General features: G+C 60.3%; 16 protein-coding genes. 5 read left to right on the top strand and 11 right to left on the bottom strand.

What is annotated here, in order from left to right:
• Positions 1–74: 74 nt before the first annotated feature.
• From ATJ93_RS13195 to ATJ93_RS13175, 5 genes are all read right to left on the bottom strand, one after another.
• Positions 75–1,244, bottom strand: coding sequence for a FlaD/FlaE family flagellar protein (locus ATJ93_RS13195; RefSeq protein ID WP_120245073.1), 1,170 nt, complete (start codon positions 1,242–1,244; stop codon positions 75–77).
• Between the two features lie 67 nt (positions 1,245–1,311).
• Positions 1,312–1,773 (bottom strand): flagellin, encoded by a 462-nt coding sequence (locus tag ATJ93_RS13190; protein WP_120245072.1) that lies wholly within the window; start codon positions 1,771–1,773, stop codon positions 1,312–1,314.
• Positions 1,774–1,776: 3 nt separating this feature from the next.
• Positions 1,777–2,265, bottom strand: coding sequence for a flagellin (locus ATJ93_RS13185; RefSeq protein WP_120245071.1), 489 nt, complete (start codon positions 2,263–2,265; stop codon positions 1,777–1,779).
• Positions 2,266–2,448: 183 nt separating this feature from the next.
• Positions 2,449–3,078, bottom strand: coding sequence for an archaellin/type IV pilin N-terminal domain-containing protein (locus ATJ93_RS13180; RefSeq protein WP_120245070.1), 630 nt, complete (start codon positions 3,076–3,078; stop codon positions 2,449–2,451).
• A 2-nt stretch (positions 3,079–3,080) separates the two neighbouring features.
• Positions 3,081–3,680 carry an archaellin/type IV pilin N-terminal domain-containing protein gene (locus tag ATJ93_RS13175; protein ID WP_120245279.1) on the bottom strand — a complete coding sequence of 200 codons (600 nt, stop codon included), beginning with the start codon at positions 3,678–3,680 and terminating at the stop codon, positions 3,081–3,083.
• 241 nt (positions 3,681–3,921) lie between these two features.
• Here ATJ93_RS13175 and ATJ93_RS13170 point away from each other — a divergent pair, with 241 nt between their 5' ends.
• Positions 3,922–4,116: a hypothetical protein gene (locus ATJ93_RS13170; RefSeq protein ID WP_120245069.1), complete on the top strand. Its 195-nt coding sequence runs from the start codon at positions 3,922–3,924 to the stop codon at positions 4,114–4,116.
• A 190-nt stretch (positions 4,117–4,306) separates the two neighbouring features.
• On the opposite strand, the gene ATJ93_RS13165 is transcribed toward ATJ93_RS13170, so the two are convergent.
• The 3 genes from ATJ93_RS13165 to ATJ93_RS13155 all read right to left on the bottom strand — a co-directional run bounded on the left by ATJ93_RS13165 (position 4,307) and on the right by ATJ93_RS13155 (position 7,114).
• Positions 4,307–5,170: a CheF family chemotaxis protein gene (locus tag ATJ93_RS13165; protein ID WP_120245068.1), complete on the bottom strand. Its 864-nt coding sequence runs from the start codon at positions 5,168–5,170 to the stop codon at positions 4,307–4,309.
• The gene (locus ATJ93_RS13160; protein WP_120245067.1) at positions 5,167–6,429 is read right to left on the bottom strand and encodes a HEAT repeat domain-containing protein; all 1,263 of its coding nucleotides are present in this window, start codon (positions 6,427–6,429) and stop codon (positions 5,167–5,169) included. Before ATJ93_RS13160 ends, ATJ93_RS13165 begins: the two co-directional genes overlap by 4 nt.
• Positions 6,430–6,589: 160 nt before the next feature.
• A complete protein-coding gene (locus ATJ93_RS13155; RefSeq protein ID WP_120245066.1) occupies positions 6,590–7,114 on the bottom strand; it encodes a hypothetical protein in 525 nt (174 codons plus the stop codon).
• A 753-nt stretch (positions 7,115–7,867) separates the two neighbouring features.
• Between ATJ93_RS13155 and ATJ93_RS13150 the strand changes: the two genes are divergently transcribed.
• A complete protein-coding gene (locus tag ATJ93_RS13150) occupies positions 7,868–10,156 on the top strand; it encodes a CARDB domain-containing protein (protein ID WP_120245065.1) in 2,289 nt (762 codons plus the stop codon).
• A 58-nt stretch (positions 10,157–10,214) separates the two neighbouring features.
• On the opposite strand, the gene ATJ93_RS13145 is transcribed toward ATJ93_RS13150, so the two are convergent.
• Positions 10,215–10,460, bottom strand: coding sequence for a DUF7385 family protein (locus ATJ93_RS13145; protein WP_120245064.1), 246 nt, complete (start codon positions 10,458–10,460; stop codon positions 10,215–10,217).
• Between the two features lie 432 nt (positions 10,461–10,892).
• Here ATJ93_RS13145 and ATJ93_RS13140 point away from each other — a divergent pair, with 432 nt between their 5' ends.
• Entirely contained in the window at positions 10,893–11,426 is a 534-nt protein-coding gene (locus ATJ93_RS13140; protein ID WP_120245063.1) for a helix-turn-helix transcriptional regulator, read from the top strand.
• A 176-nt stretch (positions 11,427–11,602) separates the two neighbouring features.
• Here the strand turns inward: ATJ93_RS13140 and ATJ93_RS13135 are convergent, their stop codons facing one another.
• Both ATJ93_RS13135 and ATJ93_RS13130 read right to left on the bottom strand, forming a co-directional pair.
• Positions 11,603–12,040: a DUF7112 family protein gene (locus tag ATJ93_RS13135; protein WP_120245062.1), complete on the bottom strand. Its 438-nt coding sequence runs from the start codon at positions 12,038–12,040 to the stop codon at positions 11,603–11,605.
• Between the two features lie 28 nt (positions 12,041–12,068).
• On the bottom strand, positions 12,069–12,467 hold the full coding sequence (locus ATJ93_RS13130) for a 30S ribosomal protein S6e (RefSeq protein ID WP_120245061.1): 399 nt from the start codon (positions 12,465–12,467) through the stop codon (positions 12,069–12,071).
• Positions 12,468–12,850: 383 nt separating this feature from the next.
• Here ATJ93_RS13130 and ATJ93_RS13125 point away from each other — a divergent pair, with 383 nt between their 5' ends.
• Together ATJ93_RS13125 and ATJ93_RS13120 are read left to right on the top strand one after the other, a co-directional pair.
• A complete protein-coding gene (locus ATJ93_RS13125; RefSeq protein WP_120245060.1) occupies positions 12,851–13,129 on the top strand; it encodes a hypothetical protein in 279 nt (92 codons plus the stop codon).
• 53 nt (positions 13,130–13,182) lie between these two features.
• Entirely contained in the window at positions 13,183–13,896 is a 714-nt protein-coding gene (locus ATJ93_RS13120) for a TetR/AcrR family transcriptional regulator (RefSeq protein WP_120245059.1), read from the top strand.
• Positions 13,897–13,920: the final 24 nt, after the last annotated feature.

Below are 13,920 nucleotides of genomic sequence, written 5' to 3'. Positions count from 1 at the left end.
GGCGGCGCGGACCGTCGGGTACGCGCTACGTACTTATGCACTCCATACAAAACTTCTGGCCTCCTGACCACCCGCTATTCCGCGGAGGGATCGGCGGTGTCGGCTTCGACCGGCGGCTCGATCGACAGCTCCGTCGCTTTCTCCGGAGTCGCGATATTCGCGATGTACTGTAGGCTCCGTTTGTGTTCGTCGGTGGTGAGTACCGACCGCGGTTCGATCTCGTCGTCCGCCACGGGCGCGTCGCTGAATCCGTTCAGCAGCGACTGGAGGTACGTTTCGACGGGGTCGGAGATCCAGTCGATCGACTCGTAGTAGGCGATCGTCCGCGCCGCACCGTCCATCCCGGCCGTCTCGATGAGGTACTGTAGCCACTCGATCGTTACGAGTTCCGCGTCGGTTCGCGACGGATGCCGAACCAGATACGGCGGGTCGCCCATTTCCCCGTTCTCGCCGAGCGCGGCCGTCTCCGATCCTGTCTGGGTCGTATCTTCGGTATCCGTGGTTTGGTCAGCCACCACCTCCGTCTGTATCGGCTCGGGTTCAGGGTCGGCTGCTTCCTCCTCGAGTTCGAGATCGTCGTTTTCGTCCGCTAGTTCTTCGTCTTCCTCGTCAAACCCAAGCTCACCGTCGTCTTCGGAGCCGTCGTCGAACTCGTCCGCGAACGGATCGTCCTCGAGCGCCTCGTCTTCGGAACTGTCGTCGAACCCGTCCTCGTCCTCCTCGAGCGGATCGTCGATTTCGCCACCCTCGTCGAACTCGTCGGCGACGAAGTCGTCCTCGTCGTCGTCCTCCTCGAGGTCGTCGTCGAGGAAGTCTTCGGCTTCGGCGTTCGTGATATCGTCGTCGATATCGTCGGCGGGATCGTCGCCGCCGAAGACGCCGCCGTCGCCCGTCGCAGTTTCGAACGCGTCGCCGATCTCCTGATCACCTACGAAGGGGTTGATCCCCTGCGTCACGATCTCGTACATATCGACGAGCCGGTCGACGTTCCGCTCGACCGTCTGGATCGAGTCGCTGATCTTCTCGTTTTCGCCGCGGACGGTTTCGACCTGTCCCTCGAGGGAGTCGATCTCCTTCTCGATTTCGTCGAGCCGGTAGGAGAGCTCTTCGTCGTCGGAGCCGCCGTCGTCATCGTCGGCGAATCCCATTTCGCCGCCCATCAGGCCGTCGTCGGCACCGCCCAGCAGGTCGTCGTCGGCGCTCTCGTCCTCTAGTTCGTCGTCGTCTCCGTCGAGTATGCTCATTATCATCTCCTGTGTGTGGTCGCGGCCGCCGTCGCGGCTGAAAGGGTGCTCGTGATCATTCGTCTCACTACACGTAGATGTCGATGCTGTCCTCGTTTCCGTTCACGATGACGGTGATCTCCGTGTCGTTCTGGACCTGCTGGTCCCCAAACGATGCGGTGACTTCGACAACTCCGCCGGGCGCCCAGCGATTGCTGTCGGCGTCGACCCGCTCGACGCTCGTTACGGGATCGTAGGAGCCGTCGACGAGGACGTCGACATAGTTCGGGTGCGCAGGGACGTCCCGATCGCCGATGTTTTTCACCAGTACCGTCGTGGTATTGTTGCTTCCGTTGACGATTGCATCGGACTGCGACTCATCGCTGATAATCGCGATGTCGGTTTCGATCTCCTCGGCGACCGCCGAGCCCCGCGTCTCGATCGAGTTACTCACCTGATCGACCTCCATGATCACCGTTCCCGCGACCGCCGACGCGATCACGAGACTGCCGATAAACATAATCAAGTGCGTCGCCGTGACGCTCGACATCTATCAGGCCCCTCCGTTGATCTCGGCCGTCGCAGCGATCCCGTTTTCTGTCGTGATCCGGACGTGGTCGCCGTCGCCGGTGATTTCGCTGTCGCTCTCGAGTTTCGCGTTGTCGAGCTCGATCTGCAGTACGGTCCTGGGCAACCAGACGTCGCTGCTCGGACGCGTACTGTCATTTGTAACGATTGTCGTCTCCGTATCGGATGCGTTCGTCGGGTAGTACTCGCCGTTCACCACGACGTCAGTTTGCTCAACTGAGAGCGACCTTGCGCCGTCGTTGGTCACGTTGACGACTGCATCGGCAGTCGATCCCGTCTCGAACGATTCGATAGCGATTTCCGTGTTCGTTTGCTCGCGAAACTGGTCGTTCTTCGCCGAAAACGCGTCGCCGGTCGTACCGGTAATGTTGAAAACTGTGGGGACGATGGCGCTGACGGCGACGAGAACGCCGATGAGTATGACAATGATAGCGCCGCTCGTACTGAACCCCATTGTATTCTCTTGATGTAACAGATTCTTAAAAGCCCTCTGGCCATTTGCCGTAGAGTTGCTGATCGGAGGTTCGAATCGATCGAGTAAATGATTGTCACTACTGTTCACTCGTCAAAACTCTTTGAGAGCAATCAGCTACCGCTCAATCGTCCTGAAAAATATGGTTAATCAGTGGCCGCCGAATTAGAGTTGGACTGCTCCGCCACGGTCGGTGAACAGATCGGGTGCCCGGAGTTCGACCTCCGTGGTTGCACCAGATGGCGAAACAATGCTCAGCGACGACTCGTCGCCTTCGCCGAAGGTGGCACTTTCGTCACCAAATGGCTCCTCATCTGGGTTCATGACTAACGTGAAATCATCATTCTCCTCGGTGAGGACAGCCTGATCAGAGGGCATAAAGGAACCGTCTTCATCAAGAACTGCAAACTCACCGCTCTGCAGTTCACTTACGTTGGCTCTATCCGAGCGATTCATCGTAAGTGTTTCCTGTCCATTTGGACCGACGGCTTGAATGATCGTTTCGTTAAGGTCAATCTCGCCAGCACCGGCCGCACCAGTCACGGTGATGTTAATCGACGAGAGATTAGACGGATCCTCGGTATCATTGACAATACCGACTTCACTGGTCACATCGATTCGTTCGGAAACGAGGTCCGTACTTTCTTCACCGGTCGCTTCAGCTTGCGTTTGCAGCATGCCGGCAGTGTTAATCAGCACGCCTGCGGCGATCGCGGCGACTAACACCATTGCGATGAACACGATGAGCGTCCCAATACCGACTTGACCTCGATCTGCTGATTCGTTACTCATCATTGTTATAGCCTCACGGAACTATCTTCGTTCGTAATAGTCGTTGGGACACGGATCTCCTCTTGTGTCGTCGCGCCAGAGTCTGTTGTGAAGGTGACCGCTACACGATCTCCTTCTTCTAATTCAGGATAGCCTATCTCGTCCCTGTTAACATTAGCGTCATTTAGAGAAACATTCAGTTTGAGACGGTCACTGCTGTCTGTCAGGACAGGATTAGTCTCAGGGTCCGACACACCCTGAATGTTTGATATAGTGACTCCTTCCTCGTCGTGTTGCGTTGCGAGACTCTCTTCACCACCTGCTCCGATAAACTGGACTGTCGTCTTATTGAGGTCGATCGGGTTCGATCCGGGCGCCATTGCCATCACGAACTCGATGTCAGTGACGTTATTGTCAGTGACAGTACCCGACGTACTCACGATCTCGAGTCGATCGCTCACTTGACTTGTCGATTCTTCACCGGTGGCTTCGGCCTGCGTTTGCAGCATGCCAGCCGTGTTGATAAGGACGCCTGCGGCGATCGCGGCGACCAGCACCATCGCGATGAACACGATGAGGGTACCGATCCCCACTTGACCGCGGTCTCCGTCTGTGTGTTCGAACATGTATTGGTCTTGCACCCGGCTGTTGCCGGGGCAGTGAAGACACGTTCTGACTACCTGTTATTAAGTCTACTTGCCGAAATTTACATTACTTAACTCTATTCGCCGAATACTATACGATTTAAACTTAGTGGCCGATATTGATACCGAGTATTTAGCTTTGGTGGCCGAACCCCGATCGTGCTGTTTCGCTTCCTACCGTCGGCCGGGATACTTATCTGGCCCCTCCGACGATACTTTCCGCATGAATATCGTCGACGGCACCAAGGTCGAGTGCAGCCGCTGTGATGAACTCATCTCGCTGGACGATGCGAACGTTCTCGGCAAAACTCACAACAAATCGTACGCGAAGCCGCTCTGCGACGACTGTCTTCAGAACGTCGGCGTCCCACAGGGGTACGAGCTCGAGCGCGACGTGAGTTACCTCAAGGAAGAATAATCGAAGCGGTACGGCCAATCAACTGCGGAACGGACACAATCTGATGCGACTATCGATACGACGCTATTACTGAAGTCAGTCTTCTTCCTTCGCCAAACGCTGAACGATCGTCTCGAGCAGCCCGAATAGCTGTGTAGCCAGCGCTTCGAGAACCGAGAATCAGTACCGTAACGACACCGCAACCGCTGTACTACTTACTGTTCATCGCTTCGCTCGCGATGTTACGCCCGCGCGGCTTCAACGCGACCTCCCGCCGAACCCGTACCTCCTCTAGGACGTCCAGTTCGATCAGTCGCTCGTAGATCTCCTCGACCTCGTCCGTGTCGATGTCGAGAAACTCCGGCACTTCGAACGGAGAGACACCGGAGTAGATCGCCATCAGCACTTCCTCTTCCTTTCCGGAGAGGTCGATCTGCGAGGCGTTCTTCTCGGCACCCTTGTCCAGCACCGATTTGAGGACCGCACAGTTCTGCGGGCCGCCCGAGAGGTACGTCTGCACGCTCGAGCCGTCCTCGGTGTGTTCGGCCTCGATGACCGGCCGTTCCTTCGAGAGGATCGTCCGCTCCTCGCTTTCGACCGTGCCGACGTCGTCGACCTCGATCTGGACGAACGAGCCGTTCTCGACGGCGAAGTTCGCGACGCCGGTGTCGACCTTGACGCGGGCCTTGCTCCAGCTGGTATCTTGGACGACGCCGCCTTTCACGGCTGGATGTTTGATGAGGACGATCTCGCCGTCGAGGATGGCCTTCTGGATCTGGAGCTCGAACTCGTTGACCTCGGCCATCGAGATCAGGTGGACGTCCGCGCCGGTGTTGATGCTGATGTAGTCCGAGACCTTCGCGACCGTCTGGTTGACGTCGTAGCGGCCCTTGATCGAGTTGATCTCCGAGAGCGGCACCGTCGTCTTCCCGTCGTTGCTCGCGATCACCAGTCGCTTGTTCGAGAGGACGATCCGGCCGTTCGACCAGTTGGTATCGGACAGCTTGCGCCCGTCGCGCATCACCTGCGTGAACTTGCCGGTGACGTCCGCGAGTTTCTGTTCGGATCGGCTCATGCGAAGTCACCACTCATCGCGCCAGCGCCGCCCAGTTTCGAGAGCGCGGAGAAGCCTCGTTTCCGGAGTCGGTCGCTCTCCGTTCGATCGACGAACGACGAGAGTCGGTTGCGAGACTGTTCGCCGCCGATCTTCCCCAGGACGAACAGCGCTTTGACGCGCATCTCCTCGTCCCTGATGTCGTCTTCGACCAGATCGAGCAACCGCTGCTCTAAGTCGCCACCTTCCAACAGCGACAGGCTCGTCGCGGCGAACTTCGAGGTCATCTCGTCCTCGTCGGCCAGCGTCTCGATCAGGGCGTCCTGAGCGGCCTGTCGATACTCCTCGTTTGCGATCCGACCGAGCAGCCACGCCGCGTTGCGTCGCTGTGCGGTCTCCGAACTCCGATCGAGGATTTCGATCAGCGGCTCGATCGCCTCGCTGGCGTTTGCCTGCTCGAGTTCGCCGACGATCTTCTCGCGAACCTTGTGGCTGGCCGAGGCCGGCGCCTCGGAGAGCAACTGCACGAGCGAGAACATCGCCGTCCGCCGAACGGAATCGGATTCGTCGCGCAACGCGCCCGCGAGAATCTCGACTGCCTCGACGCTGCCGAGTCGTCCCAGCGCGTCGACGGCGATCCGACGAACCGTCTCGTCCTCGTCGTCGGCGACGTCGACCAGTTCCCGCAGGGCGTTGTCCGTCCCGATATCCGCCAGCGCGTACGCGATTTCGACCCGAACGCCGTACTGATCCTCGTGGAGCTTTTTCGAGAGCGCCGGCACGGGTTCGGGCGATTCGATTCGCCCGAGCGCGCGTGCGACTCGTTTCCGAACGCGTGGATCCGAGTCGTCCAGTTGATTAACGAGGGCTCTGACTACGTTGTCCTCGCCGATCCGTCCGAGACCCGTGGCGGCGGCCATCCGCAACTCGGGCCGATCGGCCTGCAGACCGCGAGCCAGCACTTTGGCCTTCTTCCACTCCGCGATTTCGTCGAGATCCTGGCCGGATATCTCGCCGATGAACTGCTCGAGGGCGTCCTGGCCGTACTGATCCAGCGCGTCGATGGCCGCCGCCCGGACCTCGTCGGCGTCGTCGTTCTGTGAGGCGTCGACGAGCGCGTCGATGACTTCGTCCCGCGGGTACCGGTTCCCACCGGCTTCGGACTCCAGACTACCGAGTATTTCCGCCGACCGACGTCGAATATTCGAGTTCGAGCTACCTTCTAAGTGCTCGATGAGTTGCTCGAATTCGACGTTGCGCTCGAGTTCGAATAGCGTCATGTTGCTGGATCACTCGTTCGACGCGGGCCGCCGATCGGTTGCCGTTGGATTCGGTCCGACTGTCCGACTCGCTGAATCTGCAGTAGTTCCGTCTGTACTCGTTCGACAGTGGGACGTTCGCGTTCGTCCCCAGTTGGTTGCGAGGGATTGTTCACCCATATCACTCCTCAGTAGCTGTCTCGTCGCTCGTCTCGTTCGCGTCCGTCCCACCTGCGGACTCCTCGTCGTCGTATACCTTCGTATCCGCAATCTTGTTCCACACCGCGAGCGGGTTCGCCTCGCCGGCTGCGTGCTGTTCGGCCCACTGCGAGTTTACCGCCCAGCCGCCGACTTGTCCGTCGAACCGGCTTTCGGGAACGACCTCGGTGTACAGATAATTGACATCACCGCCCCGTGCGATGAACCCGTCCTTGAAAATTCGATAGATTAACCCGATTTCTTCGTCGGATTCTCCCGGAGACTCCGCGTCCGACTCGTAGAACAGGATCAGATCGTTGGACCCAGTATCCTCGTACAGTTCGTCGACGGTGATATCGTTCTCCTCGAGGAGGAAGTAGAGTTCGCCGGCCGTCGCCGCCCGTTCGTCCGGATTCTCGGCAGTATCGACGATTGTTCCTTGTTCGTCGTCCCAGTTTGCCGGCGCCTCCGGTTCGACTGGAACGCGACTGCCGGTAAGCGAGGTCACCGAGTTCAAACAGCCCGCAGTTGTACCGAGTGCAAGCGTTCCGATGCCGGCGAGGGTCTGTCGTCGGCTCAGCGTCGACTGAGAAGCCGTCTTCGTTGTCGTGGCATCTCGATCACGACGGCAGCGGCGCTCGGTTTTCGAATTACCAAGCGCACGTTCAGGACCCGTTGGCATCTTTACGATACCGTCACACCAATACGTGAAAAGCGCGTCGGCCGTCGGGACAACAGTTCCCACGAACTGAAAGTCTCTGCCAGAGAGTATATTATGCTTCCACTCAAACGCTTCCCACAGACTGGTGCCGCCCTAATGTACGTGACCTCGATTATCCGCGCGTTGATCGGCTCTTTGCCGTCGTTTCTGGCCGAACTGGGAGTTCCCACTGCGCGCCTGCGTGGGCGTCACCTCCGCACTCGTTTTTCATCTTCGTCCGTTTCTGCAGTACGTACCTTATCACTCCTCTCGCTCGTAATCGTCGGCGGTATTCTGCTCGGTGGTCTCGCCGGAATCGGTCCCGGAACCGTCTCCGAAACGTCCGATTTTTCGAGCACCGCTGCCGTCGACGCTGATCCGTCGATTCAGCCCGCTGTCCTGGAGTCAGTATCCCAGCGATCGTCCGACCTTACTACACGCGAGGAACAGTCGCTCCGATCCGCCGCGTTCAGTCAGCCGAACGCAGATACGCCCGACGAAGACGATGTCGTCGTCCGACTCGAGGATGATCACGTTGTTACGGCCGCAGTTGCAGATCGAATGCCATCCGAGCCGTACGTCGAGACTGCGGATGACGGGGAGCGACTCGTCGTCGATAAGGATAGTGACTACGACTACCCGGTCGTCCAGACGGAAGACGGGACCGTTGCAACTGTCGGCGACGATGGCCCTCCAATTGCCCGGATTAACAACGGAACGGATCTCGTCGTACTCAGCGATAGCGGTTCAATAGAGGATACCATCATCGTCGATCGGTCCGACGGGTACGTCAAAACGAAAGACGGCGGGACGAACGTCGTCGTTAACGGAACGTCGATTAAGTACCCCGAGTACAAGAAAACCGACGTTCGACCGACGATCCAGAACGTCACCGATGTCGATGAAGGTGAGACAATCGAGATCGCCGCAGAATTCGAGAACCGGGAGTGGGGCAGCAGCAAACGGGACGTGACCCTGCGATTGCTCGACTCGGGGACACCGCAGGAAACGGTCACTCGAACGATCGACATCGGCGCCGGTGAACAGATCAGCGAAGTCTTCGAGTACGAAACCAGTCGTGGTGATCACACGATCGATGAGGTCGAACTCGCTATCGACGGTCACTCCGACGCCGCGGACATCACTATCGGTGCGGCGGGCGCCGCAGTCGTCGACCTCGAGACGCGGGGCACGGTTGAAGGCGACGCTCTTGAAGTAACTGCCCATCTCGATCGCTTCGGGACCGTTCCGGAGGGTGCACAGGATTATCCGATCACGCTCTCGATCAACGGGACCGAAGTTCGAACGAACGTCGTCACGCTCGCGCCTGACGCGACGACGACGGAAACGTTTACGTACGAAACCGACCGCGACGACGTCCCGCAAGTCGACGTTCGCGTCTCGAGTCCGACCGATTCGGCGTCGACGACGGTACCGGTGCTCTCTCGGTTAGAACACGACCACAACATTCGTACAGAGGTCACGGATACGACGATCGGTGGCTTCGGCGATACGTTCGATGTTTCGGCCGTTTTCTGGTACAGCGGCGATCTTCCGGGCGGTGAGACAGCGTTCACCGCGAATCTCACGGCTGATGGAACCGTCGTCGACCAACAGGATATCACGCTCACCGGCTCGTCAGCGGCGAACGCGACGTTCACACACGACCTCAGTGAATCGGAACCGCCAGTCGCGAACGCCACTATCGAAACGCCGGCGGGAGTTACGCCGGTCGAGTTCGAACAGGAAACCGCCATTACGTTCGACGAGATAACCGATCCCGCTGCGCGAAACGGCCAGCTGACCGCGACGGTTACCGTCGAAAACCGGGGCGAGACGCCGGGGAAGGAAACGCTGACGATCGAGGCCCAGAACCCCTATGCCGTCGAGTCCGACGGCACGTATACCGCTTCGGCACCGCTGGCGCCGTCGGAGTCGTTCACGGAAACGGTCACGTTCGACGTCACCGAGGACGCACCGCCGAATCTGGATCTCGAGGCGTCGACGACCCACGCCAGCGAGGTGCGGACGGTCGAGATCCGGGACAACGAATCGCGATTCGAGATCGAAACCGTGTCGGTTGATTCGGGCTCCGACAGCACGACCCCTGCCGTCACCGCAACGATTCGGAACACGGGCGGTGCCGCCGGGACGCAGGACGTGACGCTTACGTTCGACGACGAATCGATTGCGACCGAGTCGGTCTCGCTCGAGCCCGACGACGAACGGACGCTTTCGGGGACTGTCGATCCGGCAGAAACGGGGACGTATTCCTACGGCGTCACGACGGACGATGATTCCGTTCGGGACACGACGACCGTCGAACCGGCAGCGGACGACTCGCCGGGGGTCGTCGGGTCGGTTCAGGATACTATTTCCCTGAACGGCTCTCGACTCCCACTTCTCGCGGCGTCGCTGCTCGGTGTCGTGCTGGTCGGGGCGGTCGTCGTCGGCTACCGGACGGATTCGGGCGACCTTCAGGAACTACAAGAACGGATGAGCGGGATGACGGCCCTCCAGCCGGCCGCACAAAAACTCCAACAGGCTGCGCGAAACGCCCGGAATCTCGTCTCCAACGGCGGAAGCGGCTCCGTCGTCGTCCAAAACGACCTCCCCCGAACGGCGCTTATCCGGGTTCGGGTTCGATCGAACGAGGAAATTCTGTTCCTCGAGGACTTCGAGCTCGACGAGGACGAACAGCGGACCCTCGAGTGTCTGCCCGACGCCGACCAGTTCGAGGTCGGCGCCGGCGTCGACGATATCGCGGCCCACGAGGAGACGTTCCAGCGCGGCACCGGCGAGGTCGGTATCGTCCTCCAGCCGGACGGGATCACGATTACGGCGCTGTAAGCAACTGGGTTCGGTCGCGGTTCGGTTCTACCCCGGATCCGGACCCGCAGATCCCCGACTAGTGGGTTAGCAGAAGCAGTTTCTCGTCCGTCCGCGCGAGACAGAACGGGCGATCCGGTGCCGTCTCGAACGTCGCCGTCGCTCGCTCACTCACGAACAGTCGATCGAACGGGCGGTTACACGCGGGACAGCGCAGTTCCTGTCGGTTCTCGAGCGTGCGCGTCGCTCCGGAATCGTTCAGGAGTTTCAGCTTCGCCCGGTAGTCGTGGATGCTGAACCCGCCCTCGAGATCGATGCGGTTCATACGAGCCGCATTCGCTCGCGGGGTTTCATAGGCATCGGCCGCGCGGTCCGGACGGGGCGCGTAGACGATTCGTTCCAGTCGCTTCGTGATGGTCTCGTATCCGAATCGGCCGCAACTTTATTGTATGTATGTTCGAGGCAGTCAGAACACTACATATGATTCGGTCTTGGGATGAATGAGGGACAAAATCCATTCATTGTTGGGTCCAGGGCAGTAATCGAGCGCATCACGACACCTCACCGTTATTATATCATTCCAGGTGGGTTAAAATATCGTATTTCGTGACGGTCACTTCCATGTGGGTTTAATATCTGCCAGTTCCAGCGGTTAACTCGTCGTGAGGGATACCGCGCGAATACTCGTCGGCAGTGTGTGGCCGATGGTGCGTGAGGCGGTTCTACCCACGAACACCCCCACTCGGTGATCGGAACAATGCGTGAGGATACAACCAACACGCGGTCAGTGTTCGACGAACTGTCGAACGCAGCCGCGAACAGGCAGTCGGAATCGGAATCAGAATCGTACGAAACTACTCGCGAGGCGGCGACGGGAACCGACGCCGGCACTGATGCTGCTGCTGGGGACTCGGTTGAGCGGGAACTGGATCGCTTGCTCGAGCAGGTACAGGGCGCCCTGTCGACCGACGACATCCAGTTCGACGAGGCGCTCATCAAGGAGAACCTCGACGAGGTTCTCCTGATGCTCATCGCGCTTCGCGAGGAGACCCACGGGAAGGAGTTGCTCTCGGATCTGACGCATCTCTTCGATGCGACGCTCAGTCCGGGGACCGTCTATCCGGCGCTCCACGACCTCAAGGAAGCGGACGTGCTGGCGATGCACACGAAGGTGCGAACGAAGGAGTACTCGATCGACGATGAGGCGTACGTCCGCGAGGCCGTCGAGCAGACGATGCGCCAACACATGGCGTTCGGACTCCTCCTGTACGCCTTCCTCGCCCGCCACTAACGGCGGCCGGTCGTCGCCTCTCCATCGGCCCGCGCTCGCCGTCGCTCCAGCGTTTCCGCGTTCTCGCTTCTGTTACGTTTCACCGCGATAGCCGTGGGTTACGGACGAATCGATTCTCGAGAAGCGCAGCCTCGCGGAGCCAACGACGAAATCCGACGCCGAGTCCAGCCGCCTCGCTATTCGTCCTCGAGATTCTTCGCGATCTCGTTCAGACTATCGCTCGGGGGTTCGTGGGCGTCGTAGTACGCCGTTGCGCCGGGCTCGCGGAGTCCGTAGAGGAAGTCGGGTTCGACGATGTCGACCAGCACCGAGCCGCCGGCCGAAATACCGCGGTCGTCGATCCACGCGGGCAGTTGATCGGTGCCGCTGCTCGGGTCGCGTGCGCCGTCGGGCGTCTCGTAGACGCCGGGGATCGAGACTCCGTTTTCGCCCAGGGGTCGATCGATCTTCGCGAACAGTTCGTCGCCGTCGAGGACGATCCGCACGACTTCGCCGGTCGGAAACCCATTGCTATCGTCGTCGGGAATCGCCACGTACGCGCCGGTCGCCGTTTCGGTACACGTCGCTCGTACCGTCTGCACCGACGGGTGATCGCTCGAGACTCTATCTGCCATAGAAGTACGTATGATCGAAGTCGATCCGTTATTCGTCGTCCTCGCCTTCGCCCAGCAGCTCGTCGACGTCCGTGCTGCCACGGTCGACGATCGAGGCGTTAATCTGGGCGACGGCATCCGAGACCTCACTCCCACGGACGGTGACGCGGCGACGCTCGCCGTCACGGGACGGCTTGTAGCCGGTCTGGCGCCCCTCCATCAGGACTTCCGTCAGGTTCGCACCCGGAACGTTGGGGTTGAGCGGTCGGCCCGCATCGTCGGAGCCGCCCGTAATCTCGAGCGTGTAGCCGTCGAGGCCGACGGCGCTTCCGTCGACTTCCTCGCCGATGGACTTGCCGATGAATCGGTTTGCGTCCTGGTCTTCCGCCTCGAGCTGGTAGGACGACCCGGAGTCGGGGTCGCCGACGACGACAGTGAAACTTGCCATGCCCGACGGAAGACGGTCGCCGCTCAAAAGAACATCGTTTCACACCGACCTTTTACGCTGCAGTCTGTCGCGCTGACGGCGGCGTTGCCGCCGCACAGCGCGATGTCCTTCGGTAAAAGGTCGATCAAAAGCACTCCTCCCTCTGTTCGCTTGCTTGCGGCGCGCCGCGCGCTCGCTCATATCGGTCGTCGGCCCGCTCGCTCCCAATGGTCGCTCGCGGTCGGAGACGGTGCGAGGGCCTGCCCTCCCCCGGGTCGCGCGTTCGCCGTCGCTCGGCGAACGCGCTCCCGGCCGTTCAATCTCGTATATTCGCCGAATCCGTTCGCCTCGAGCGGACAGCGTCGGCTCGAAGACTCAAGTACATCGCCTGCGTAGCCCCGAGCGTGTTCATCGATCCCGGCCGCCTCGAGACGCGCCTGCGCGAGGAGTTCGACGGGACGGAGGGCGAATCCCGCGTCGTCGTCCGGCAGGCGGTCGATCTCGCCGATTCCGGGCAGTACGAGGACGATATCGGGACGCCGCTGACGACCGACGCCGTCCTCGAGGAACTCGCCGACGCGCCCGACGGGACGCCGTCCGAGCGGTGGAACTGGTGGATCGGCTCGCTCGAGGTTGCCTACGGCGGATACGAGCGGTTCGGAATCAGACAGTATCCGAAGTGACAGTCGCTGGGAACGAAACGACTTTTATGTCTTCCTGACCAAGTAGTCAGGTAGTGACCGATCCCGACGTTCGCGAGGCGATTATGGAAGCGACCTACGAGGCGCTGTGCGAGCACGGCTACACCGATCTGACCGCACAGGACATCGCCGACAGGACGGACAAGAGCAAGTCCTTGCTGTTCTACCACTACGACTCGAAAGACGACCTCGTCGCCGACCTTCTCGCGTACCTCCGAGAGCGGTTCGACGAGGGGATCAAGACGACCCGGACGGTGGCGCCGACGACCCGGTTGGCGATGTTCATCGACTGGTATCTCTACGGCTCGAGCGGCGAGGACGAGCGCCGATCCTTTCACACGGCTTTGCTCGAGTTGCGGACGCAGGCGCCGCACAACGAGCGCTACCGCGAACAACTCCAGCGAAGCGACGAGCAACTCCGGACGACGCTCGAGGGGATCCTGCAGGACGGGATCGACGCCGGCGAGTTCGTCGACCACGATACGGCCGAGACGGCCGCGTTACTGCTGGCCGCGCTCGACGGCGCACGAACCCGGCAACTGGCGTTCAACCGCGACGAGTACCTGAGTCAGGTCCGATCGGGCGTCATCACACAGGTCATCGACGATCTTCTCGCCGACGATGCGTCGTTCCCGTCCGAGATTCAGCAGGAACTGTTCGGTTCGGCCCCTGACGAGGCGTCGGCGGACGGCGAATCGGCTGCGGATGAGAACAGGGATGAGGACGATGCCCACGATGACGATGCCTAACCGCTCCTCGAGTCGGCCACCCCG

It is taken from the genome of Halopiger aswanensis (assembly GCF_003610195.1).
In the GTDB taxonomy this organism is placed as follows: domain Archaea; phylum Halobacteriota; class Halobacteria; order Halobacteriales; family Natrialbaceae; genus Halopiger; species Halopiger aswanensis.
Note: the sequence above shows the minus strand (reverse complement) of the source record. Positions and strands in the feature narration are given on the sequence as shown.